The sequence below is a fragment of the Acinetobacter sp. Li1LvA2 genome, from assembly GCF_056156705.1.
Window position 1 is genome coordinate 113,011 of the sequence record NZ_JBSICF010000007.1, and the last position, 24,173, is coordinate 137,183.

Here is a 24,173-nt window from a genome sequence, read left to right on the forward strand (position 1 = left end):
TTCGGACTTGTGAGACCTTATGTCTACCCAACCGCTTATAGAAAAACTCATTGAAGCTCATCTTGATTTTTTAGATGAGGAATTTGCTCAGCCCCAAATTATTCAACAAGAATTTGAGCAATTTTATCATTGGTTGGGTAGTCGGCAACTACAGCACCTCTGGACCTTTGAACAAATCCAGCAACTGATTCAAAAGCAGATTTTAGAAACTCCTGCTTCTGATTTTCTGCTTGAACAAATTGCAGAACATATTCGCTTTGCACTTATTCATCCAGCCAATGAAAATACAACAATTGAAGATGTTATTCCTGTTTTAACAATTGATGGAATTGCGCAATACGTTGCAAGTAAAGAACAGCATCGTAAAAAAATCATTAAAACGATTGTGAATAATCCTGCATTTTCAGCACTCTTGACTCAATTGATTCAACAAACAATGCATGATTACTTAGATGAATCTATGTCAAAACGTGTGCCGGGTGTAGGCCGTTTTATGAAAATGGGGAAATCTGTTCTAGAAACAGTGACTGATTCAAATCTAGACGACACGATTAATCATTATTTGCAAAAGAATATTTTAAAATTGAGTCAAATGAGTGAGCGCGTTTTAAACCAACATTTTGACAATGATAAGCTCTATCATTTTCAGGCAAATATTTGGCATAAAGTTAAATCTATGCCACTTTCTGTTTTAAAAAACTATATAGAAGTTCAAGATTTATCAAAAACTGTTGGTTTAGGACACGAGATTTGGGATCACATTCGCCAAACTTCTTACCTGAAACAACAAGTCCATGATGGTATTTACACGTGGTATGTTCGAAATCAGGAACGTAATTTTGACTTGCTACTTCGTGATCTCAATATTAATGAAAGTTTAATTCAACATGAACTGACTCAGTTGCTTGTTCCTATATTACAGCAATTAGTTACAACGGGGCATTTAAGACGCCGTGCTCGTGTTTACCTAGAGAAATTTTATTATTCTGAAAAAGCATTAAATATTATAAATAACAAAGGCGCTTAAAGCGCCTTTGTTATTTAACTAATTAAAATTTATAAATAATTCCTAAATTATAACGACGTCCGTCTAAAACATAATTATAAGTTGCCACATCAATGTCTTTATCAAATAAGTTATAAATCCCTGCCGCAACTTGGATTTTGTCAGTCGGTTTATAGTTCATACCAACATCAATCAGTCCATAAGCAGGCTTTCCTTCAGCCATTGATGTTCGACTTAAATATTCAGAGGTTTTGCTACGGAAATTCAAACGGCTCCACATATTTACTAAGTCATTAACTTGCCAATCAAAAGTGGTATTAAACATATGTTCTGGCATTTCGTTTAAAGGTTGGCCTTTAAATTGACCACTTTTTTGCTCAGTATCGGTATAAGTATAATTAGCATTCATTTTTAAATCTGGCGAAAGCAACCATCCAAACGTCGCTTCAACACCTCTCATAGACGCCTTATCCACATTTGTGCGTTGACTGACAAAATCAAATTTTGTACCTAACCAATCACAATTATAGCTACCTGCATCTCCTGAGCACGTTCTGACTTCTGTAATTTTATCTTTAAATTCACTATTAAAGATTGTTAAGCCAGCATTTAAGTTGTCTAAGTTATCCCAAGAGAATGAGAGCTCATAGTTTGTACTTTTTTCAGGCTTTAAATCTGGATTACCAACAATTACACCTGCGGAACTGCTCCCCCCTGTAGCTTGCCCCCATTCTGCTACAGTCGCTCTTAAGGCAGGTGTTTTATAGCCTGTTGATACACCGCCTTTAATGATCCAGTTATCATTTAAAGTCCATACCCCGTATAGTTTAGGACTGAAATGATCTCCAAATTTTTCGTCCTGATCCATACGTAAAGACATTGTTAAAGTAAAGGGATCAATAATATTCCATGCATCTTCTGCAAATAGCGCCCAGCTATAGCGGTCTAAATTAGAAACAGGTTGTGATCCACCAACCTTCAACTGGTTACCTAAATCGTCTAACTCTTCTTTTAAATAGCTCCCGCCAACACTAAGCGCATGATTTGCTAGTGTGATCTGGTTAAGCGTGTTGAATGTAGTATTTACAGCTTCCATATTTCTAGAAGGGTTCTTATTTTCTTCACGTTGAATATAAGAATGGGTCTTCACAGGACCAATATCACCACGGTGCGTTAAACTATATTCTGTACGGTAATAGTCTGTTAATGAATCTGCTGGTGGATTACGACCAGTTTGGACAGGTGAAACTGTTTTTCCAATTGTTGCATTACGATTCTGGATAGAACGCTGATATTCCAGTTCAATGGTATGTTGATCATTTGGTGTAAGACTTAAAGTTGCTCCTCCTGCACGAATTTTTTGTTTGTTATACCCCCCGATAATTTCGTCTTCATCTCTTTGTGAAAAAGTGCCATTTGCTTTTAATCCAAGTAGATTCTTAATTAATGGTCCTGACACATAAGTATTGGCTTGGTAAAGATTCCCAGATTTATTATTTTCTTGAATTGTTGTGTCTAACTTAACTGAACTGCTCCATACATCGGCGACTTTTTTAGTAATAATATTAATCACACCGCCCATGGCATCTGAACCGTATAGGCCAGACATTGGACCACGAATAACTTCAATGCGTTCGATACTTTCAATTCCTGGCAACCAACCTTGCTCAATACCTGAGTTATCACTGTTAGGTCGTACAGAACGTGTATTCACTTTCTTACCATCAACCATAATAAGAGTGTAAGCACTTCCCATTCCACGAATACTAATATCACTTGAACTTCCCCCTCCTGTAACGACTACACCAGGCACGTCTTTAAGGGCATCAGTCACATCACGATATGCTTTTTTATTAATTTCATCTTGAGTTAAAACTGAAATAGAAGCAGCTGCTTTTTTTACATCTTGTTCAAAACCACTTGCTGTAACAACTATTTTTTCTAATTGCGCGACCTCAATACCTTTTTTATTTTCGCTGGAAGAATCAACTAAAATATTTTCTTTTTCAGCGGCATAAGCCGCAGGAAACATTACTGTAAGTACTGAAATTGATAGTACAGACTGGAAAATACGGTTAGTCATATCCTGCTCCAACAGATTAAATTATGAATAAATATTAAGTTTTGCTTAAACAAATGTAACAAATTTAAATATAAAAATAAATAATAGTGATAATTATTTTCAATTACAAACAATAAAAAAACCTCATTGCGAGGCTTTTTTATTTTACTTTTCAAATAATTTAATTATTTGAAATAAGCACCTTCAGCTTGTGTATGGTCTGTTTGGTCGACCACACGTTGAAGCTCAGGAATCTGCTCTCTTAAAGTAGTTTCAACGCCCTGTTTCAAGGTAACGTCAATTGCCGAACAGCCTTGGCAACCACCACCAAATTTTAATACAGCAGTTAAACCGTGTTCTGGGTCATCTTGTACTTCTACCAAACTACAATTTCCGCCATGCCCTGCAAGACCTGGGTTAATTTCTGCTTGAAGAATGTAAGTAATACGTTCTTCAATCGAAGCATCTGGACCAACACGTGGAACCTTAGAATTTGGTGCACGGAAAGTGAGCTGACCACCAAAACGGTCCTTGTTGTAATCGATTACAGCATCTAAAAGATAAGGAATAGATGGCGCATCAATATACGCAGGAAAATCAGGATAGTCCTGTTTATAATCCGTTGGGATCACTTCTTCTGGTGCACTATATGCCATACAACATTCTGCACGTGGCGTACCCGGATGTTCAACAAAAACTCGAACGCCAATTCCCGGAGTATTTTGCTTCGTTAATAAATCGTGCAAATACTCTTGTGCAGATGGTGTAATCAAAAGGTTTGGAATTTCTTCTGCAACAGCAGTGTTGGTGTTCTCAGTCGACATAACAATATTCCTCAAGCTGATGCCTTTATATTAACCGAAGATGAGGTGGATTTAAAAAAAATCAACTAAATTTGTCGGATTTATACACAACAGGGTTTCAACTTAAGTTTTTAATGGCATTATTGAGCCAGTATTGATCATTTTTTAAATATTTCTTATGTTGCATTTGCCATTTAACCATACAGTTACTCTTATTATTATTACGGTCATTATCTCTTTAATTGCTTTTAGCAACCAAAACGTGATGAACCGGCTGATTTTTTGGCCACCTGCAATGCAACGTGGACAGATTGATCGCTTCATTACTCATGGCTTTATCCATGCCGATGGAACACATCTACTTTTCAACATGATTACCCTGTTTTTCTTTGGCAGTATTATTGAAAGTTTTTATCGCCAATATTTCTATGACATGGGTTTTGTGTTGTTCTATTTAGGTGGCTTAATCTTCGCGATTTTACCGAGCTATTTACAGCATAAAAATGATGCGAATTGGGCTAGCCTAGGAGCCTCAGGTGCTGTTTCGGCAGTGTTATTTGCTTATATCCTATTCCAGCCGTGGAAGCTCATTTTCGTATTTTTCATTCCTGTACCCGCTATTATTTTTGCAATTTTATATGTGGCATACAGTATTTGGGCTGGTAAGCGTGGTAATACTCATATTAACCATAGTGCTCATTTATGGGGTGCGGCTTACGGAATCATCGTAACAATTTTACTTGAACCAAAAGTTATTCCGCATTTCTTAGACCAACTTACACGCCTTCCTTTCTAAGGAATATAAATCAAAGGAAAGTCCTTAGTGGGCTTTTCTTTTTTTCTCATTAATTTATCACTATAAATTCTCAGTCTTTTTTCTGATTATCTTTGATCTTTTCTTTGTTTTGATTGCAAAAACCATCTGATTAAACTCGTCCCAATTCTTTTAATAATTCAGATGATACAATGAAGTACAAAGCAATTTTATCTAGCCTTTCCATTGCTTTATTTAGCTTATCTTTAGCTGGATGTAATGACAACGATAATCAAGAAAATGTAGCAACCACACCTAAGCAACCGAATATCTTATTTATTATGGCTGATGACTTAGGCTATTCAGATTTAGGGGCTTTCGGTGGTGAAATTCATACCCCTAATATTGATAGTTTGGCTCAAGAAGGCCGCCTTTTAACGGATTATCATACTGCCCCGACCTGTTCTCCAACACGCTCTCAACTCATTTCTGGTACTGATCACCATTTAGCTGGTATTGGGGCAATGGCTGAACTCACACCAGAACATTTGAAAGGACAACCAGGCTACGAGGGATATTTAAATGAACGCTCTTTATCTATCGCTCAAGTACTTAAAGATAATGGTTACCGCACGTACATCAGCGGTAAATGGCACTTAGGGCTAACTCCGGAAACAAATGCACATGCAAAAGGTTTTGATCATTCATTTACTTTATTACAAGGTCTAGATCACCACTTTAAGCAAGCGCCAAGTGCATTTAAACGAAATTCAACTTATACAGAAGATGGTCAAGTTATTCCTGTTTCCGCTTTGCCAGATGACTTTTTCTCGACAAATTATTTTACCGATAAATTACTAAGCTACTTAGACTCAGGCAAAAATAGTGGCAAACCGTTCTTTGCTTATGCTGCCTATACGGCGCCTCACTGGCCAATTCAAGCACCTGCTGAATACCGTGAAAAATATCGCGGAGTTTATGATGTCGGTTACGATGCTATACGTAACGCACGTATTGCTAAGCAAAAACAGCTTGGTATTATCCCTACAAACTTTGAGGCAGCAGAACCAATTGCAACTCAAAATGCCCCACAAAAATATGGAAAATGGGATGAGTTAACAGCCGAACAAAAGGCTCTAGAAGCCCGTAAAATGGAAATCTACGCAGGCATGGTAGAAAACCTCGATGCTAATGTAGGCCGTATTATTCAATATCTCAAACAAAATAATCTTTATGACAATACTTTAATTTTCTTTGTTTCTGACAATGGCGCAGAAGGTTTTGTACGTGGCGGATATGGTAGTGAATCTGGTTTTGATAACTCTGTAGCAAATGTGGGAACACCAACTTCATATCACTATATTGGACCACGTTGGGCCGAGGTCAGTGCGGCGCCTTTCCACTTATGGAAAGATACAGCTGGTGAAGGTGCAACGACTGCCCCTGCTATTGTGAAATTACCGAACCAGAAAAAAGCAGAAGAAACCAATCATAGCTTTGCATCTGTACTCGATGTTTTCCCAACCCTATTAGAATATGCTCATATTCCAGTACCTCAAGGCCAATACAATGGTCGAACCATTAATACGCCATCAGGGATTTCATGGAAGCCTTTACTTGAAAATAAAACCACTACCATTCGCCCTGCTAATTTCAGCTTTGCTGATGAATTACATGGCAGTAAATATGCAAAACAAGGCGAATGGAAAATTGCCCTTCAAGGACGCCCTGAGTTAGGTACAGAAACTTGGGAGCTATATAACATTGCCACTGATCGTGGAGAAAAGCACAATGTTGCGCAGCTTTACCCAGCAAAAGTTCAAGAACTCTTATCGGTCTATGAAAAGTATACTGAGAAAAATGGTGTGCAGGAATATAACACCAAATGAGATTAAAACCATTTTTAGCGATCACAATCAGCCTGTCTTTTATGACGGGCTGTAGCCAATCTTCAAAAACTTCTGAGTCTTCCTCTTCGACTCAAAAGCCAAATTCTTTAGCCGACTTGGGCTCTATTGAAAAGTGTCAACACTACACAGGACTACCTCAAGGTTGGCTTAAACAGCCAACAGCTGGGATGGTTTTAATTGCCGATGGGCATTTTAATTTTGGTTCTGAAAAAGCCTATCCAGATGAACTGAATTTTGGAAAAAAACAACGAGAAGTCAAAGGATTCTGGATTGATCAGACTGAAGTTACCGTTGCTCAATTTGCAAGTTTCGTAGAAGCAACGGACTATATTACCGATGCCGAAAAACAAAAGCAGGCTGCTGTTTTCTCACCAGATCCTCATCATCCACAGCAATGGTGGCAGCTAAAATCAGGGTATACTTGGAAAACCCCCAATGGCAGTAATGGTGCAGTAGCTACTCCGAATGAACCTGTGCGATATGTAAGTAAAAACGATGCTGAACATTATGCAGTCTGGCTCGGACATGATTTACCAACGGAACTAGAATGGGAATATGCAGCTAAAGCCGATTCAAAAACTGATACACCCTTACATCAAGCGCCTACCGATAAACACCAACATCCACAAGCAAATTACTGGCAAGGTGAATTCCCTTTTCAAAACCTAAATCAAGATCACTTTAAAGATGTGGCACCCGTTGGATGTTTTGCGCCAAACGATTTCAAACTATTTGATACGATTGGAAATGTATGGGAATGGACATCTTCACCGTATCAAGGTGCCCATGACCAACATATGGGAAATTATTCTGATTTAAGACAACAGCAAATTGCGAGTACACAATATGTAATTAAAGGCGGATCTTTTCTATGTGCTCAAAATTATTGTTCGCGTTATCGAAACAGCAGTCGCTACCCTCAGGATTTTGATTTAGCTGCAACGCATGTTGGATTTCGAACTATTTTACGGTCTCCTTAATTTCTTCTTAATTAGACTTATTAAAGATGTTTTTTAACCAAAATTAGATCGAAAAATAATCAAAATGTTTTTATAGTACAAGTGAGAATGATAAAAAAGTGAGAACAAGATGAAAACTTTACTTCTTTGTGCAGCAGCAATTTTCACAATGTCACTATCAGCCTGTGCAGTCCATACACCTGAAGGTAGTATTGTGATTGATCCAGATTCACCTTATCACAATCATCCGGGAGACTTTTGCCCACCAGGACAAGCTAAAAAAGGACGCTGTTAGAACCACTCCATTCTTAAAGTAATTTTGAAGTTACGTTAAAGAAATAGAGTTTGATTAAATGATAAACTGAGTACAAAAATAGTGGGTTCCAACCCAAAAATAGATGGGATGAAACTAGAAAATTATGGTGTAAAAAAATCACCATATCCCCAAGATTTTTAAAAGACAATCTTACGTTGTCTTCTATCTAGTTTCACCCCAATTCTTTCTTATTCCGTCTGACTTCTCTTATCCTTTAAGAAAAAAGTCTAGTTTTTAATCATTTCTGCATCTGTATTATTGATACATTTTGAACATTTTACCTTCAGGTTAAAACTGATGTATTTGCTTAATACAAAATAATCATTTATGTAACGTAAGTCTATAAAAATGTTCTAAAAATGTGAAAAAAATTAAGGCCAAAATGAGATGGATTTATCATAATAAATCACTCTTTCATGTTTCATCACATAAATAATCAATATTATTTTGTCAGTTATTGCCACTCGTTTCCTTTCATTGGCATAGATAATGTATACATCTGTATATTAACCCAGTCGTATAACGAGATATTTTATGTCCAGCACAAGTCAAGTCGAAGGTCTACAATTTCCAGTACACGCCTCAACCAAAAAACAAAGCACGTCTCTTACAGGCCAAGAGATTTTATCAGAGGCTTTATCTGTTGTAGATAATAAAACCGCGCAACAAGTGTTGAATGAAAAAAACTGGCGAAAAAACTACCCTATTTATTTTAAAGCGCTTGTTAAGCAAGGAATTTCAAATAGTAGCAACCCAATTACTATTGCTAAGCAAGGTTTGCATAAAGCTCACCATATTTTTGACTATTACCGTGATAGTAAACATTATCTTTTAAAAGATGCAGTTCATATTGCTTCATCCACACCCCTTCATACAGTAAAACTTAAAGGTGAAAGTGATGCAGCTCCAGAATGGTATGTTCCTTACAAAGGGCAAAAGCTCAGTGGACAAAGCTTACTAGACCAAATTCAAAGTTGGGAAGAGGCCGGTATTATTGAACCAAGTCATGCAAAAGCTTTGCGTGAAGCTACTGCACACCCAGAATGGTTTGATTTATCTGACCGTACCATGGTGTTGTTTGGTGCGGCTTCAGAAGCTGGTCCTCTACCTTGGTTAGCGAAGTGGAAAGCAAATATTATTGCTGTCGACTTACCAAACCCACGTGTCTGGGGCAAAATTTTACATACGATTCAAAAAGGAAACGCAACTCTGATTGCTCCAAGCGTTGAACAAGTTGATTCATCAGCAAAAGTTTCTGAATTAAGAGATAAATTGGGTGCAAATTTATTGACTCAATTACCAGAAATTGCACAGTGGCTAGTTCAGTTTCCACAAAAGTTAGATTTGGCCGCAATCGCCTATTTAGATGGTGAAAAGCATGTTCGTGTATCCATGGCAATGGATAGCATTATGCAATATGTGAGCGAGCATAAGTCTGATACGAGCCTTATGTTTATGTGTACGCCAACCGATGTTTATGCAGTTCCTAAAGAAGTAGCAAAAGCTGCACAACAAAAATTTAAATCACGCACAAAACTACAAAAAATGGCGGTGAAAGGTGTTTCTACACTTTCCTTAAATCGTTTTTTCCAAGCGCCATATCAAGACCTGATTGATTGTGAAAATGGAAAAACTTATGGTATTGCCGACTGTCTAGTGGTTGAACAAGGCCCAAACTATGCTTTGGCAAAACGCATTCAACAATGGCGTGCTATTTTGGCCCGTCATCAAGGGCAACACGTAAGTATTAATATTGCTCCATCTACAACGACTCACTCTGTGACTAAAAATCCATTATTGAAAGCAGCTTTTAATGGTGCAGAGCTTTTTGATGTAGAAGCATTTAGCCCTGAAACGACCAATGCCATTATGGCGGCACTCTGGATTCATGACTTAAGAAATGAGTCTTCTGTGGCAAATCCTGAAACTGAACTAGACCATCCGCTTGAACTCATGATGGAAGGTGCTAATCACGGCGGCTTATGGCGTGTTGCTTATTTAGCAAGAACTGCCCTGCCTTTTGCTGCGATCTATGGCTTTGCAACCGAAAAACTACCTTTTGGAAAATCATCTAGAAAATAATTTGATTAAAGCCCAATTCTAGAATTGGGCTTTTTTCTGAGTTTTTCTATTTATTTTGAAAGTGTGATAGATATTTTTGCATTTCATCAGGTGGCACCATACCGCCTCCTGTCGCCCATACCACATGATTTGCCTGTTTTAATTTATCAGCTGATAGTTGATGTAAAGCCAAATAATCAGGACTCGTCTGAACATAATATGGCCCCATCATTCCTGCCACTGCTGAAGGCTCAAGCTGAATATTTTCAGTTTGATTTAGAAGTGCTATGAGTTCATACAAACGTTCATCGTGAATGGTGTAATAGCCATCAATTAACTGTTGCATAGCACGCCCAACAAAACCTGAAGCACGCCCTACTGCAAGTCCATCTGCGGCGGTTACGTTATCGAGGCCAATGTCATTTACTGAAATCTGATCATGCAAGCCTGTGTGGACACCAAGTAACATGCAAGGCGAATGTGTGGGTTCAGCAAAAATACAATGTACGTGCTCACCAAAAGCCAGTTTTAACCCAAAACTCACCCCACCTGGGCCACCACCGACGCCACACGGCAAATAAACAAATAAGGGATGCTCAGCATCAACTTTAATCTGTTTTTGCTTAAATTGCTGTTTTAGGCGTATTCCTGCAACTGCATAGCCTAAAAATAATGTTTTTGAGTTTTCATCATCAATGAAAAAACAGTGTGGGTCTTGCTCTGCGGCTTTTCTTCCCTCTTCAACCGCTACGCCATAGTCACTGGCATATTCCACAACATTGACGCCTAGTGAACGTAGTTTGTCTTTCTTCCACTGTCTCGCATCAGCCGACATGTGGACTGTGACTCTAAAACCCAGTTTGGCGCTCATAATGCCAATAGAAAGCCCTAAGTTACCTGTAGAACCTACTGCAATTTGATACTTAGAAAAAAACGTTCGAAATGCGTCTTGGTCGAGTTTAGTGTAATCGTCTTCAAACTTGAGAAGCCCTGCCTCAATAGCCAATTTTTCAGCGTGAGCCAAGACTTCATAAATACCACCACGCGCTTTAATTGAACCAGAAATAGGTAAATGACTATCTTTTTTTAGCCAGAATGCTCCACTCAGTTGCACTTTTTGTGTTGAAGAAAGTGCTTGCTGCATTTTCGGAATTTCAACGATATCTGATTCAATTTTTCCATGTTGTGCTTGAGTTTCAGGAAACACTTTTGCTAAATAAGGCGCAAAACGCGCTAGCCTTGCTTCCGCGTCACTTACATCGTCTGCTGTGAGTCCAACTTTTTCTAAAGCTTCTATTAAAGGATAGCGATGAGGTGTAAACCAAAATATCTCTTGATAGGCTTGCAGTGTCTCAATAAGTGGAAATTGCTGTTTTAGCTGATCTATTTGAACCGCATCCATAATCTATCCTGATATCAAAGTTTTAAGCCCAGCTTTTAAAGCTGCTTGATGCTATATAACGACTTGTTAATTTATAATTGAATGTACATGAAAATAGACTGAACTTAAAAAAGAAACAAATAAAAAAGCCACTGTGTACAGTGGCTTTAATGTTTTAAATGCTTTTATACAAACTGTAAGAATAACCAGTACAAACCGCCTGATAAACAGATTGTTGCAGGAAGTGTAAATACCCATGCAGATAAAATTGTTTTAACTGTATTGAAGTTTAAGCCTGATCTATTCGCGACCATGGTACCTGCAACAGCACTATTTAAAACATGTGTTGTTGAAACAGGCATACCTAAACCATCAGCAGCAGCAATTGTACTCATTGCTACAAGCTCAGCAGACATCCCCTGACCATAAGTCATATGATGCTTACCAATACGCTCACCTACAGTCACAACAATACGTTTCCAACCTACCATGGTGCCTAAGCCAAGTGCCAAAGCAACTGCTACTTTCACCCAAGTTGGAATGTATTGTAAGAATGAATCTAAGCTACTACGGTATTCTTTCACAAGTTTTTCTTGTGACTGATCCATTTTTGGTAATGCATTCGCTTTATCCAAACGCTTAAACGAGGTTGTACTTAAATACATGTCATTACGAATTTCGCTAATTGCAGCTTCTGGAATGTCTTTTAAGTTGTTATAGCTAGAAACTCGCTCACCCAAGTGGTCAGTCATGCTTGCCAATGCAGGCACTACTTCTGGAGTTTGCTCTTTAGTTTGAATATATTTAGTCAGAATAACACGCGCTTTTTCATCGGTTAATTCTGGCTGATTTTGATTCAAAAATACGGCAGTTTGAGAAGAAAGCTGATGGAATGATTGAACTTGTTGTGTATCAAGGTTTTTATTTAATGAATAAGCCAACGGCACCAGACCAACCAAAATCAGCATGATGAGACCCATACCTTTTTGACCGTCATTAGAACCATGTGCAAAACTTACACCTGTACAGGTAAAGATTAAAATTGCACGAATGATTGCTGGTGGTGGTTTATTACCTTCTGGCGGTTGGAATAATTCTAATTGGCGTTTAAAAACAGTTTTAACCAACAAGAAAACAATCGCTGCAAAAGCAAAACCAATTAAAGGCGAAAATAATAATGCCTTACCGACTTTAATCACCTGATCCATATCAACACCACTGGTGGTTACGCCAGTCGATGCACTCAACAGATGGTTCATAATGCCCACACCCAAGATTGAACCAATCAAGGTATGAGAACTAGAAGCAGGAATACCCAAGAACCAAGTACCTAAGTTCCAGAGAATTGCAGCAATAAGGAGCGCAAAAACCATTGCGAAGCCTGCACCGCTACCCATGTTCATAATCAGTTCAACAGGCAACAATGCAATAATGCCGTAAGCGACTGCGCCGCTTGCAACCATTACCCCAAGAAAATTACAAAAACCTGCCCACATGACTGCAACTGGTGCAGGTAAAGCATTGGTGTAAATCACTGTTGCCACTGCATTTGCAGTATCGTGGAAGCCATTTACAAACTCAAAGCCTAAAGCAATCAAGAGTGCAGTAGATAAAAGGATAACCGAATAAAGACTCAAAGGTGGTACATGTGCTAAATCAGCACTCACCTGAAATCCAATATAAATAAGTGTTGCAACAATAATCGTCAGAAACACCGGCATAAAAAACTTAGGTGTCGGGACATGCACATTCGTCGATTTGACTTGCAGGTTTGCCGCAAGTTTTGAATCCGAAACAGGGGGTAGATTAGAATTCATGCAGACGGTAAGAGGATAAAAAAATCCTCTGTATTCTTAAATTAAATTATGACAATTATATGACAAAGCAGCGCCTGATGAAGTCAATTTTTCATATTTTGACCTCATTTGATGCACCTTTCCTCTATAAAATTTATTTTTTTATTAAAATACAATAATTTAAATCACTTTACATCTTCCTTATTTATGACTATTTTTAAAGCAAAAATATATAAAAAATCACTCGAATGCTTGTTTTTTAAACAGCACAATTGTCATAAAACGGAATATTGGAGATGAAATATTTCAATATCATGATCATTTTATGAATATTTGATGAAAAAACAGTCTTCATTTGTCATAAAAGCCGTTTTTCTAATGAATCTATTACAAGTGAATGATGGGTCGTTATAGCTCATCAAATGCGCAACTATTCTGTTACAATAGCGCCGCATTTTTAAATTTGTACAATATCGGGGTTTTCTATGTCCACGCTTGCCACCCTAAAAGCGCTTCTTGCCAAACGCATTCTGATTATTGATGGTGCGATGGGTACCATGATTCAACGCCATAAACTAGAAGAAGCCGACTACCGTGGTGAGCGTTTTGCCGATTGGGCACATGACTTAAAAGGTAACAATGACCTTCTTGTGCTAACTCAACCCGAAATCATTCAAGGTATTCATGAAGCTTATCTTGATGCAGGCGCAGACATTATTGAAACCAACAGCTTTAACGGCACGCGTGTTTCAATGTCTGACTACCACATGGAAGATCTTGTTTCAGAGATTAACCGTGAAGCAGCACGTTTAGCTAAAGCAGCTTGTGAAAAATATTCAACTCCAGATAAACCGCGTTTTGTGGCAGGTGTACTCGGTCCAACATCGCGTACCTGTTCAATTTCACCGAATGTAAATGACCCTGCTTTTCGTAACATTACTTTTGATGAACTAAAAGAAAACTATATTGAGGCAACTCATGCGCTGATTGAAGGCGGTGCAGATATCATTCTGATTGAAACCGTTTTTGATACATTAAACTGTAAAGCTGCAATTTTTGCGGTGAAAGAAGTCTTTAAGCAAATTGGTCATGAATTACCACTCATGATTTCAGGGACCATTACCGATGCCTCAGGTCGTACCTTAACAGGTCAAACTGCCGAAGCGTTCTGGAACTCTGTACGTCATGGTGACTTACTTTCAATTGGTTTCAACTGTGCCCTTGGTGCAGATGCGATGCGCCCTCACGTTAAAACCGTATCTGATGTTGCTGATACGTTCATTTCTGCTCATCCAAATGCTGGTTTACCAAACGCTTTTGGTGAATATGATGAAACACCAGAACAAACTGCTGCCTTCTTAAAAGAATTTGCAGAAAGTGGTTTAATCAATATTACCGGCGGTTGCTGTGGTACGACACCAGACCATATTCGTGCTATTGCAAATGCTGTAAAAGACATTGCACCACGTCAAATTCCTGAAACTAAGCCAGCTTGCCGCTTAAGTGGTTTAGAACCATTTAATATTTATGATGACTCATTGTTCGTTAACGTGGGTGAACGTACTAACGTTACTGGTTCAAAAAAATTCTTACGCTTAATTCGTGAAGAAAACTTTGCCGAAGCTTTAGAAGTTGCACAGCAACAAGTGGAAGCTGGTGCTCAGATTATCGACATTAATATGGATGAAGGGATGCTCGATTCGCAAAATGCGATGGTACATTTCCTAAACCTTGTGGCATCTGAGCCAGATATTTCACGTGTGCCAATCATGATTGACTCATCAAAATGGGAAATCATTGAAGCAGGCTTAAAATGTGTACAAGGTAAACCTGTTGTTAACTCGATTTCGTTAAAAGAAGGTTATGACGAGTTTGTCGAAAAAGCTCGCCTGTGTCGACAATATGGTGCTGCAATTATTGTGATGGCCTTTGATGAAACTGGTCAGGCCGACACTGCTGAGCGTAAACGCGAAATCTGTAAACGTTCTTATGACGTTTTGGTTAACGATGTAGGCTTCCCTGCTGAAGATATTATTTTTGACCCGAACGTGTTTGCGGTGGCAACTGGTATTGAAGAACACAATAACTATGGCGTCGATTTTATTGAAGCCACAGGTTGGATTAAACAGAACTTACCTCATGCCATGATTTCTGGCGGTGTATCGAACGTTTCGTTCTCGTTCCGTGGAAATGAGCCTGTTCGTGAAGCGATTCACTCTGTGTTCTTGTACCATGCCATTAAACAAGGCATGACTATGGGTATTGTAAATGCTGGTCAAATGGCCATTTATGACGATATTCCAAAAGAACTCAAAGATGCAGTTGAAGATGTTGTTTTAAACCAGAACCAAGGTGAATCTGGTCAACTTGCGACCGAAAAACTACTTGAAGTGGCTGAAAAGTTCCGTGGACATAGTGGTGCTCAACGCGAAGCAGAAAACCTTGAATGGCGTAACGAACCTGTAGAAAAACGTCTTGAATACGCATTAGTCAAAGGTATTACCACATACATCGATGAAGATACCGAAGAAGCCCGTCTAAAAGCCAAACGTCCTTTAGATGTAATCGAAGGCGCTTTAATGGATGGTATGAACGTTGTTGGTGACTTGTTCGGTTCAGGCAAAATGTTCTTACCACAGGTTGTGAAATCTGCACGTGTTATGAAGCAAGCTGTGGCTTGGCTCAACCCGTACATTGAAGCTGAAAAAACAGGTAGCCAATCTAAAGGTAAAGTCCTGATGGCAACGGTTAAGGGCGACGTGCACGATATTGGTAAAAATATTGTGGGTGTTGTACTGGGCTGTAATGGTTACGACATTGTTGACCTTGGCGTGATGGTGCCTTGCGAGAAAATCCTGCAAACTGCAATTGATGAGAAATGTGACATCATCGGTTTGTCAGGTCTGATCACACCGTCTTTAGATGAGATGGTATTCGTTGCGAAAGAAATGCAACGTAAAGGCTTTAACATTCCTTTATTAATTGGTGGCGCAACAACTTCAAAAGCACACACAGCAGTAAAAATTGATCCTCAGTATCAAAACGATGCGGTGATTTATGTTGCCGATGCTTCGCGTGCTGTAGGTGTTGCAACGACCCTCCTTTCGAAAGAAATGCGTGGAAACTTTATTGCAGAGCACCGTGCTGAATATGTCAAAATTCGTGAGCGCTTAGCCAACAAACAGCCGAAAGCTGCCAAATTGACTTATAGCGAGTCAGTTGAAAACGGTTTTAAAATTGACGAAAGCTATGTACCACCAAAACCAAATCTTTTGGGAACACAAGTTTTAACGAACTACCCACTTGCTACACTCGTAGAATATTTTGACTGGACACCATTCTTTATTTCTTGGAGCTTGGCGGGTAAATTCCCGAAAATTTTAGAAGATGAAGTGGTTGGTGAAGCTGCAACAGATTTGTACAACCAAGCTCAAGCAATGTTGAAAGATATTATCGACAACAACCTTTTTGATGCACGTGCTGTATTTGGTATGTTCCCCGCTCAGCGCACTGATGCGGACACCGTCAGCGTATTTGATGAAGCGGGTCAAAATGTTACGCATACTTTTGAACACTTACGTCAACAATCTGACAAAGTGACGGGTAAACCAAACTTGTCTTTGGCAGATTACATTCGCGCTGACCGTGAACAACAGGACTACTTAGGCGGATTCACTGTATCGATTTTTGGTGCAGAAGAATTGGCAAATGAATACAAAGCCAAAGGTGATGACTACTCTGCAATTTTAGTTCAATCACTAGCTGACCGTTTTGCCGAAGCTTTTGCAGAACATTTACATGAACGTATTCGTAAAGAGTTCTGGGGCTATAAAGCGGATGAACAGCTCAGCAATGAAGAACTGATTAAAGAGAAATATGTCGGTATTCGCCCTGCACCAGGTTACCCTGCTTGCCCAGAGCACTCTGAAAAAGCAGTGTTGTTCGACTGGTTAGACTCTACCAACAAAATTGGTACTAAACTGACTGAACACTTTGCAATGATGCCACCATCTTCTGTAAGTGGTTTCTATTATTCTCATCCACAAAGTGAATACTTTAACGTAGGTAAAATCTCTCAAGACCAACTTGAAGATTATGCAAAACGTAAAGGTTGGACACTGGATGAAGCGAAGCGTTGGTTAGGACCGAATTTAGATGATTCGATTGCTTAAGTTATTAAATAACCCTGTTTAAAAAAGAGGGCGTGAAGGAAATTCCATCACGCCCTTTTCAATTTGAAAATTTAATCTTTTTACTTCAAATGTACCTTAATCTTCTCTTTAACTGTCTCAGTTGAGATGCCATATCGATCATGCAAAGTGGGTAATGCCCCTGCATCTAAAAATGCATCTGGCAAACCAATCATATCGAAACGAGGATGTTGACCATTTCTTAGAAGTAATGAGCCGACAGCTTCACCTAAACCACCAATGACTGAGTGATTTTCGGCAGTTAAAACAGGTCGGCCACCTTTGGCGACTTCATCCAAAATGGTTTGTTCATCTAAAGGTTTAATGGTCGGTACATGCAACACTGAAACCTCAATGCCCTCTTTTTCAAGCTCTTCGGCTGCCTCAAGTGCACGCATGGTCAATAAGCCAGTCGAAATAATGAGTAAGTCCTTACCCTGTTTAATCACCTGTGCCTTACCCAATTTAAACTGGTAATTGTATTTATCGAGTACTAATGGAACCTGCCCACGCAATAGACGCATATATACAGGGCCATTATGAGCAGCAATTTGAGGAATCGCTTGTTCGATTTCCAAGGCATCACAAGGGTCAATGATCATGAGGTTCGGCATTGCACGAAAAATCGCAATATCATCCGTTGCCTGATGACTTGGGCCGTAGCCTGTGGTTAATCCCGGAAGAGCTGCTACAATTTTGACATTCAGGTTATCTTCCGCAATTGCCATACAAATAAAATCGTAGGCACGGCGTGATGCAAATACGGCATAAGTTGTTGCAAAAGGAACAAATCCTTCACGAGCAAGTCCTGCTGCTGCACTCATCAAAAGTTGTTCTGCCATACCCATTTGGAAAAATTTGTCTGGATTTTCTTTAGCAAAAATATGTAGGTCAGTGTATTTGGATAAATCTGCTGACAACCCCACAATATCGTCACGCTCGTTTGCCAAGGCATTCAGTGCATGTCCGAATGGTGCAGGTTTGGTCGGTTGTCCCTCGGCAGCAATAGAAGCAATCATTGCCGAAGTGGTTAGTTTTTTCTTAGGAGGATTGGCTAACTGGCTCATGGTGTATTCCTTACTGTCCGTAGTGGGTCAAAATATTTAAAGCGTCATCCCATTCATGTTCATCAACACGAATGAAGTGAGTTTTTTCGCGGCTTTCCAAGAACGACACGCCCTTACCCATCTTGGTGTCACAAATAATGACACGTGGGCATGTTCCCTCATGGTTTCGTGCTTGGTCGAATGCCTTAAGTAAAGCTTCCACGTCATTGCCATCTACGCGTTGGGTGTACCAACCAAATGACTGCCAACGGTCTACAATGGGCTCAAACGCTAAAATTTCGCTGGAGTGCCCATCTGCCTGCTGATTATTCACATCAATAATCGCAATCAAGTTATCTAGTTTCCAATGAGAAGCAGACATTACGGCTTCCCATGTTGAGCCTTCATTTAACTCACCATCGGACAATAAGTTATAGACAAAAGCATCCGACTTTTTCTGTTTCAGTCCTAGACATGCACCGACTGCTATTCCAAGGCCGTGCCCCAATGAGCCACCTGTAATTTCCATACCTGGTGTATATGAAGCCATGCCCGACATTGGTAGACGACTGTCATCAGCTCCATAAGTTTCAAGTTCTTCAAGCGGGATAATTTTTGCTTCAATTAAGGCTGCATAAAGTGCAATCGCATAGTGCCCAATAGAAAGATAAAAACGGTCACGGCCTTCCCACTCAGGGTTTTCTGGCTGATATTTCATTGCATGGAAATAAGATACGGCCAGTAGATCTGCGGCACCTAAAGCTTGTCCGACATAACCTTGACCTTGTACTTGCCCCATACGTAAAGCATGTTGGCGAATGTGGTAGGCACGTTGTTGCAACTCGGCAATTTGGCCTGCTTTATCAACATTTAACATTGTCATTTACTATTTCCTTATTAACGATTGACCAGTTTTGCTGGAACACGCAGAACCAGACTGGCACCGAAAATTAATACTGCTGTGATTAAGAACATGCCGATTGCATTTGAACCAGTGTTGGTGGTGATCCAACCAATTAAATAAGGCGAGCAGAAGCCTGCGAGGTTGGCGAAGCTATTAACTGCGGCAATACCTGCCGCTGCGGAAACACCACCTAAAAAGTTGGTCGGTAACATCCAGAATAAAGAAGATGCCGTCAGCACACCTGAAGCTGCGATGCAAAGGCAAATTAAAGAGAGCGTTAGATTTGAAGCGAATAAGGTCGCAAATGTGAGTGCTATAGCGCCTGCACACATCGGGATAATTAAGTGCCAGCGGCGTTCTTGAAAATGATCACCGCTACGCCCTGCCAAAATCATTACCACAATGGCACACATATAAGGCAGGCTGGTGAGCAAACCGATATGCCAGTTGTCACTAATGCCTGAGTTGCGAATAAGAGTTGGTAGCCAAAAGGTAATAGCGTATTGGCCCATCACTACACAAAAATAGATGCCCGCCAGTAACCATAAGCGTTTATCTGCGACAAACTCTTTAACGCTCGCATGACCTTCTTTGTGCTGGTTATCTTGAGCAAGCTCTTGCTTCACCAAGTTTTTTTCATCTTGGGTTAACCAGTTGGCGTCTTGAACTGAATCTTTTAAAACAGCGAGTACCAATAGGCCAACAAGTACAGTAGGAATGGCTTCAATAAGAAACATCCACTGCCAGCCAAACCAACCATGTACACCGCTCATTCGGTCCATGATTAAGCCTGAAAGTGGCCCACCAATCATTCCCGAAATTGGAATCGCGATAAACCAAAGAACTGTCATACGTGCACGGCGGTAAGACGGGAACCAATAAGTGAGGTAAAGCAACAAGCCCGGAGCCAAACCAGCTTCAGCAACACCGAGCAGAAAACGTAAGGTGTAAAATTGCCATTCGGTTTGAACAAAGGCAAAACAACCTGACAAAATGCCCCAAGTAATCATGATACGGGCAATCCAACGTCTTGCCCCTACCTTATGGAGTACGATGTTGCTTGGTACTTCACAAAGAAAATAACCAATAAAGAAAATCCCTGCGCCTAACCCATATACAGCTTCACTAAACTGTAAATCGCTCATCATCTGGAGCTTGGCAAAACCCACATTTACTCGATCTAAATAGGCACAAAAATAACAAAGCATTAAAAATGGCATGAGCCGAAATGCAATTTTTCGATAGGCAGATTTACGAACCACCGTATCTACTTCAGATGAAAATACTGTATCCATCATGCGAATCCCTTTACATTTGGCCACAGTATCCTCTTGTGACCATCATTCTATTTTTAGTTTTTAAATGACAAGCCTTAATGAATCAGCATGCCACCATTTACATCGAGTGTTACGCCAGTTAAGTAAGCTGACAGATCACTTGCCAAAAATAATGCTGCATTTGCAACGTCTTGCGCTTTGCCTAAACGCCCTAGTGGAATACCAGCAAGAATGTCGTGACGGCGGTCATCATTCATTAAACCGCCAGTAATATCAGTATGGATTAGACCCGGAGTAAGTGAATTTACACGAATTTGGTCGGGACCAAACTCACGAGCCATCGCTTTTGCCAGACCTAATACCCCTGCTTTGGCAGCGCTATAATGTGGCCCGCCAAAAATACCACCGCCGCGTTGCGCTGAAACTGAAGATAAGCACACAATGCTTCCACCACCATTTGCTTTCATGGATGGAATAACAGCTTGAGACATAATCAGTGTTCCGCGCAGGCTAACATCTAAAATACGGTCATAGTCATTGCGCTGAATATCGAGTGTTTTAACTGGCTGAGTAATCCCTGCATTGTTAATTAAAATATCAATCTTGCCGTAGTGCTGTAGTGCTTGTTCAACAGCTGCTTTGACCTGTTCTTCATTTGCAACATTTGCAGCAAGACCTAAATGTCCTTCACCAATTGCCTTTGCCGCGTTTTGGCTTTGAGTAAGATCTAAATCAACAATAATGACTTTAGCACCTTGTTGTGCAAAGATTTCTGCAGTTGCTCGCCCAATTCCACGTTCTGATGCTGCACCGGTAATTAATGCCACTTTTCCTTGTAGTAACATGTTCAATCCTCTTTTACGCTTTATATCCTGAGTTCTGACTTAGAATCTCTTTTTTTACCAAGACCAGCAATCAGCTCGAATTCAACAAGGCATGAAAAAAATTCATGCCTATGCTATTTTTAAATAACTTTTAGGGATAAAAACGGATCATTTCATGGATAGCAGTGAAAACAATTTCAATCAGATGCCTTCAATTAAAACATTACAGGCTTTTGAACAAACCGCCCGTTTCGGCAATGTTGCCAAGGCAGCCGAGAATTTAAATCTCACGCCATCAGCAGTGAGTCACCAAATTGCTAAGCTTGAAGAAATGATTGGGCAGAGTTTATTTATTCGTGGTGCCCGTGGTGTGACGCTGACTCCTTCTGGCGAACGCTATTTTCAAGATGTCACGACCATTTTGCATAACCTGATGTTAGCCACTGAAAAAGCTGCCGATAAAAGCCCGAAAGACAGTTTATACATTCATTCATCTCCAAGTTTTGGTTTGCTTTGGTTATTGCCACGCCTTGAATCATTTAAAGAAAAGTTCCCAATGATTCAGGTCAACTTGTCATGTTCATATGAAAATTTGCACTTTACCCGTGACAAGATTGACATTGATATCCGTCATGGTTTGCCCAACTGGACAGGCGTAGAAATCAGAACGATTCGTAATGAAAAGCTAGAAGTACTTGCATCCCCCAAACTACTTGAACGTAGTCCAGTAAATAAACCTCAAGATTTATTAAAAAAAGAACTGATTTTATCGCGCTCAACCTTGGTTACTTGGCCACAATGGTTTGCCCATCAGGGTCTAAGTATTCCTGAGTTTCCCTACACTTTGAGTTTTGACCGCTCTTATATGTCACTTGAGGCAGCCACACACGGACTAGGATTTGTTTTGGAAAGTAATTTACTCACTCAAAATTACTTAGAATCTGGAAAGTTGGTTAGAGTTTTCGCAGATGAGCTATCAATTCCTATTTCTGCTCATCATTTGGTGTATCCGCGAACACATCAATTTATTCCTAAAATTGAGCTATTTTTAAACTGGATTCATGATGAGTTGGCAGATTGAGAAAGTCATTTCTTAAACGATTTGAATTTCCTCAACTCTTAAGTGATGCATCATCTCTCGAACAAATACAAAGTAGGTAAAAACATAAAGCTGATCTGGAGCTACTTGGCTTGTGTAGTAGCTTAAACGCTCAATAAAATCATTGAATCCATGCTCAAGCTCGATACGGCTGATTTGCTTTCTAGTACTAAAAAATAAATCACTGAGTTGTGTCATAGCAGCATCAGACGTAACAGCTACACTACTTATATTTAAATTTCTAAGTGGCTGAGACTCGATGATTTCCTCAATAAGATAAATCATCTTTTCGATAGCAAGCTCATCAACAATGCCATGACGAATACTTTTTGAATTAACAAAACCTAAGCCCTGCTCAAGGTGAATGTGTTGGCTGTCTACATCAAACGAGAGACTATTTAGACCAAGTGAAAATTTTAAAACCGAGTCGGGATGATTCATAAAAATAACTTACCGTCGAATTTTGCTCATAAGATTAATTTCTTTATAAGCGTAAATTGAACCAGTTTTTTCAATATTTAGCATTAACAGCTCCATTGTTATTAACACTATCTATAATAAAAACTTCTTTAAAAAGATGAAAAATCAATCTTATATTCATCCAGTCCAACTATTACAAGATAGAGTATAAGCATGAAAAAATTAGCAATTTTAGGTGTTACGATTTATAGCTTTGCACAACTTGCAAATGCAGCAACATTAAATGTAAAGCCATATGGTACAACTCAAGACGGTCAAAAAGTTGATCTATACACCATGAGTAATAACAATGGTATCTCCGTATCATTTATCAGTTTCGGTGGTGTAATTACACAGATTTTGACTCCCGATGCACAAGGTAAAAAAAACAATATCGTTTTGGGCTTTGATGATCTAAAAGGCTATGAAGTCACTGATACCAAGGAAGGGATTCATTTTGGCGGATTAATTGGTCGTTATGCTAACCGTATTGGTAATGCTAAATTTAGCTTAGATGGAAAAACGTATAATCTTGAAAAGAATAATGGACCGAATTCATTGCATAGCGGTAATCCGGGTTTTGATAAACGTATTTGGCAAGTTAAGCCCCTCGTTTCTAAAGGTGAAACCGTTAAAGCTTCTCTGAAGTTAACTAGTCCAAATGGAGATCAAGGTTTTCCCGGAAAATTAGATGTAGAAGTGATCTACAGTCTTTCAGATCGAAATGAATTCCAAATTGAATATAAGGCCAAAACTGATCAGCCTACAGTCGTCAATCTAACCAACCACAGTTATTTCAATTTGTCAGGCGCTGGCAATAACCCTTATGGTGTACTAGATCATGTGGTACAACTCAATGCAGACCGTATATTGGTAACCGATCAAAACTCTTTACCAACAGGTGAAATAGCTTCGGTTGCAGGTACACCTTTTGATTTTCGGACGCCTAAGGCGATTGTGAAAGATATTCGAGCGAATAATCAGCAATTGGCCTATGGATATGGCTATGACCAAACTTGGGTAATTAATCAAAAGACTCAAGGGAAATTAAATCTTGCAGCTCATGTTTTTGACCCAAAATCTAAACGGACATTGCAAGTCTTAACCACTGAACCAAGTATTCAAATGTATACAGCGAATCATTTATTAGGAAATATTGTTGGCGCAAATGGGGTGCTTTATCGACAGGCAGACGCGCTGGCATTAGAAACGCAGCACTTTCCAGATAGCCCGAATCAACCAACTTTCCCTTCTACACGTTTGAACCCAAATCAAACTTATAACAGTGTCACCGTATTTAAGTTTGGTATTCAGAAATAGTCTTTT

The 24,173-nt window shown here is 39.4% G+C and carries 18 protein-coding genes; 9 read left to right on the forward strand and 9 right to left on the reverse strand.

What is annotated here, in order from left to right; translation table 11 throughout:
• Window positions 1-19 precede the first annotated feature (19 nt).
• Window positions 20-1,027, forward strand: a complete 1,008-nt coding sequence (locus tag ACS604_RS14405) for a hypothetical protein (RefSeq protein WP_474772045.1) — start codon at window positions 20-22, stop codon at window positions 1,025-1,027.
• Window positions 1,028-1,049: 22 nt separating this feature from the next.
• On the opposite strand, the gene ACS604_RS14410 is transcribed toward ACS604_RS14405, so the two are convergent.
• Together ACS604_RS14410 and nfuA are read right to left on the reverse strand one after the other, a co-directional pair.
• Window positions 1,050-3,089: a ligand-gated channel protein gene (locus ACS604_RS14410; RefSeq protein WP_474772046.1), complete on the reverse strand. Its 2,040-nt coding sequence runs from the start codon at window positions 3,087-3,089 to the stop codon at window positions 1,050-1,052.
• A 164-nt stretch (window positions 3,090-3,253) separates the two neighbouring features.
• Complete coding sequence (gene nfuA, locus ACS604_RS14415; RefSeq protein ID WP_004793993.1) at window positions 3,254-3,892, reverse strand: Fe-S biogenesis protein NfuA; 639 nt, start codon at window positions 3,890-3,892, stop codon at window positions 3,254-3,256.
• Window positions 3,893-4,049: 157 nt separating this feature from the next.
• Between nfuA and ACS604_RS14420 the strand changes: the two genes are divergently transcribed.
• From ACS604_RS14420 to ACS604_RS14440, 5 genes are all read left to right on the forward strand, one after another.
• On the forward strand, window positions 4,050-4,667 hold the full coding sequence (locus ACS604_RS14420) for a rhomboid family intramembrane serine protease (RefSeq protein ID WP_004793994.1): 618 nt from the start codon (window positions 4,050-4,052) through the stop codon (window positions 4,665-4,667).
• 170 nt (window positions 4,668-4,837) lie between these two features.
• Window positions 4,838-6,514 carry an arylsulfatase gene (locus tag ACS604_RS14425; protein WP_474772047.1) on the forward strand — a complete coding sequence of 559 codons (1,677 nt, stop codon included), beginning with the start codon at window positions 4,838-4,840 and terminating at the stop codon, window positions 6,512-6,514.
• Window positions 6,511-7,515: an SUMF1/EgtB/PvdO family nonheme iron enzyme gene (locus ACS604_RS14430; protein ID WP_474772048.1), complete on the forward strand. Its 1,005-nt coding sequence runs from the start codon at window positions 6,511-6,513 to the stop codon at window positions 7,513-7,515. The genes ACS604_RS14425 and ACS604_RS14430 overlap by 4 nt, the downstream gene beginning before the upstream one ends.
• 109 nt (window positions 7,516-7,624) lie before the next feature.
• Window positions 7,625-7,789: a hypothetical protein gene (locus ACS604_RS14435; RefSeq protein ID WP_004793999.1), complete on the forward strand. Its 165-nt coding sequence runs from the start codon at window positions 7,625-7,627 to the stop codon at window positions 7,787-7,789.
• Between the two features lie 555 nt (window positions 7,790-8,344).
• A complete protein-coding gene (locus tag ACS604_RS14440) occupies window positions 8,345-9,892 on the forward strand; it encodes a hypothetical protein (RefSeq protein WP_174741456.1) in 1,548 nt (515 codons plus the stop codon).
• A gap of 46 nt (window positions 9,893-9,938) precedes the next feature.
• Here ACS604_RS14440 and ACS604_RS14445 read toward each other — a convergent pair whose 3' ends face one another.
• Both ACS604_RS14445 and ACS604_RS14450 read right to left on the reverse strand, forming a co-directional pair.
• Window positions 9,939-11,273, reverse strand: a complete 1,335-nt coding sequence (locus tag ACS604_RS14445; RefSeq protein ID WP_474772049.1) for a D-serine ammonia-lyase — start codon at window positions 11,271-11,273, stop codon at window positions 9,939-9,941.
• A gap of 164 nt (window positions 11,274-11,437) precedes the next feature.
• A complete protein-coding gene (locus ACS604_RS14450) occupies window positions 11,438-13,069 on the reverse strand; it encodes an inorganic phosphate transporter (protein WP_004794004.1) in 1,632 nt (543 codons plus the stop codon).
• A gap of 464 nt (window positions 13,070-13,533) precedes the next feature.
• Here ACS604_RS14450 and metH point away from each other — a divergent pair, with 464 nt between their 5' ends.
• Window positions 13,534-17,220 carry a methionine synthase gene (gene metH / locus ACS604_RS14455; RefSeq protein WP_174739648.1) on the forward strand — a complete coding sequence of 1,229 codons (3,687 nt, stop codon included), beginning with the start codon at window positions 13,534-13,536 and terminating at the stop codon, window positions 17,218-17,220.
• A gap of 80 nt (window positions 17,221-17,300) precedes the next feature.
• Here the strand turns inward: metH and ACS604_RS14460 are convergent, their stop codons facing one another.
• From ACS604_RS14460 to ACS604_RS14475, 4 genes are all read right to left on the reverse strand, one after another.
• A complete protein-coding gene (locus tag ACS604_RS14460; protein WP_151963401.1) occupies window positions 17,301-18,305 on the reverse strand; it encodes a transketolase family protein in 1,005 nt (334 codons plus the stop codon).
• 10 nt (window positions 18,306-18,315) lie between these two features.
• A complete protein-coding gene (locus ACS604_RS14465; protein ID WP_079748303.1) occupies window positions 18,316-19,161 on the reverse strand; it encodes a transketolase in 846 nt (281 codons plus the stop codon).
• 20 nt (window positions 19,162-19,181) lie between these two features.
• Window positions 19,182-20,483, reverse strand: coding sequence for an MFS transporter (locus tag ACS604_RS14470; RefSeq protein ID WP_034596344.1), 1,302 nt, complete (start codon window positions 20,481-20,483; stop codon window positions 19,182-19,184).
• Between the two features lie 77 nt (window positions 20,484-20,560).
• Complete coding sequence (locus ACS604_RS14475; protein WP_004794009.1) at window positions 20,561-21,310, reverse strand: SDR family NAD(P)-dependent oxidoreductase; 750 nt, start codon at window positions 21,308-21,310, stop codon at window positions 20,561-20,563.
• A 184-nt stretch (window positions 21,311-21,494) separates the two neighbouring features.
• On the opposite strand from ACS604_RS14475, the gene ACS604_RS14480 reads away from it, so the two are divergent.
• Window positions 21,495-22,370 carry a LysR substrate-binding domain-containing protein gene (locus tag ACS604_RS14480; protein WP_081399678.1) on the forward strand — a complete coding sequence of 292 codons (876 nt, stop codon included), beginning with the start codon at window positions 21,495-21,497 and terminating at the stop codon, window positions 22,368-22,370.
• A 12-nt stretch (window positions 22,371-22,382) separates the two neighbouring features.
• Here ACS604_RS14480 and ACS604_RS14485 read toward each other — a convergent pair whose 3' ends face one another.
• Window positions 22,383-22,829 carry a hypothetical protein gene (locus ACS604_RS14485; RefSeq protein ID WP_174739652.1) on the reverse strand — a complete coding sequence of 149 codons (447 nt, stop codon included), beginning with the start codon at window positions 22,827-22,829 and terminating at the stop codon, window positions 22,383-22,385.
• A gap of 192 nt (window positions 22,830-23,021) precedes the next feature.
• On the opposite strand from ACS604_RS14485, the gene ACS604_RS14490 reads away from it, so the two are divergent.
• Window positions 23,022-24,167, forward strand: coding sequence for an aldose epimerase family protein (locus tag ACS604_RS14490; RefSeq protein ID WP_474772050.1), 1,146 nt, complete (start codon window positions 23,022-23,024; stop codon window positions 24,165-24,167).
• The last annotated feature ends 6 nt before the right edge of the window (window positions 24,168-24,173 follow it).

Bases quoted from the DNA above. Each gene is read 5' to 3' on its own strand.
- ACS604_RS14480 (WP_081399678.1), top strand. From the start codon at position 21,495: ATGCCTTCAATTAAAACATTACAGGCTTTTGAACAAACCGCCCGTTTC.
- ACS604_RS14410 (WP_474772046.1), bottom strand. From the start codon at position 3,089: ATGACTAACCGTATTTTCCAGTCTGTACTATCAATTTCAGTACTTACA.
- ACS604_RS14460 (WP_151963401.1), bottom strand. From the start codon at position 18,305: ATGAGCCAGTTAGCCAATCCTCCTAAGAAAAAACTAACCACTTCGGCA.
- ACS604_RS14450 (WP_004794004.1), bottom strand. From the start codon at position 13,069: ATGAATTCTAATCTACCCCCTGTTTCGGATTCAAAACTTGCGGCAAAC.
- ACS604_RS14445 (WP_474772049.1), bottom strand. From the start codon at position 11,273: ATGGATGCGGTTCAAATAGATCAGCTAAAACAGCAATTTCCACTTATT.
- ACS604_RS14435 (WP_004793999.1), top strand. From the start codon at position 7,625: ATGAAAACTTTACTTCTTTGTGCAGCAGCAATTTTCACAATGTCACTA.
- ACS604_RS14465 (WP_079748303.1), bottom strand. From the start codon at position 19,161: ATGTTAAATGTTGATAAAGCAGGCCAAATTGCCGAGTTGCAACAACGT.
- ACS604_RS14485 (WP_174739652.1), bottom strand. From the start codon at position 22,829: ATGAATCATCCCGACTCGGTTTTAAAATTTTCACTTGGTCTAAATAGT.
- ACS604_RS14470 (WP_034596344.1), bottom strand. From the start codon at position 20,483: ATGGATACAGTATTTTCATCTGAAGTAGATACGGTGGTTCGTAAATCT.
- ACS604_RS14475 (WP_004794009.1), bottom strand. From the start codon at position 21,310: ATGTTACTACAAGGAAAAGTGGCATTAATTACCGGTGCAGCATCAGAA.
- ACS604_RS14440 (WP_174741456.1), top strand. From the start codon at position 8,345: ATGTCCAGCACAAGTCAAGTCGAAGGTCTACAATTTCCAGTACACGCC.
- ACS604_RS14490 (WP_474772050.1), top strand. From the start codon at position 23,022: ATGAAAAAATTAGCAATTTTAGGTGTTACGATTTATAGCTTTGCACAA.
- ACS604_RS14420 (WP_004793994.1), top strand. From the start codon at position 4,050: ATGTTGCATTTGCCATTTAACCATACAGTTACTCTTATTATTATTACG.
- metH (WP_174739648.1), top strand. From the start codon at position 13,534: ATGTCCACGCTTGCCACCCTAAAAGCGCTTCTTGCCAAACGCATTCTG.
- ACS604_RS14430 (WP_474772048.1), top strand. From the start codon at position 6,511: ATGAGATTAAAACCATTTTTAGCGATCACAATCAGCCTGTCTTTTATG.
- ACS604_RS14425 (WP_474772047.1), top strand. From the start codon at position 4,838: ATGAAGTACAAAGCAATTTTATCTAGCCTTTCCATTGCTTTATTTAGC.
- nfuA (WP_004793993.1), bottom strand. From the start codon at position 3,892: ATGTCGACTGAGAACACCAACACTGCTGTTGCAGAAGAAATTCCAAAC.
- ACS604_RS14405 (WP_474772045.1), top strand. From the start codon at position 20: ATGTCTACCCAACCGCTTATAGAAAAACTCATTGAAGCTCATCTTGAT.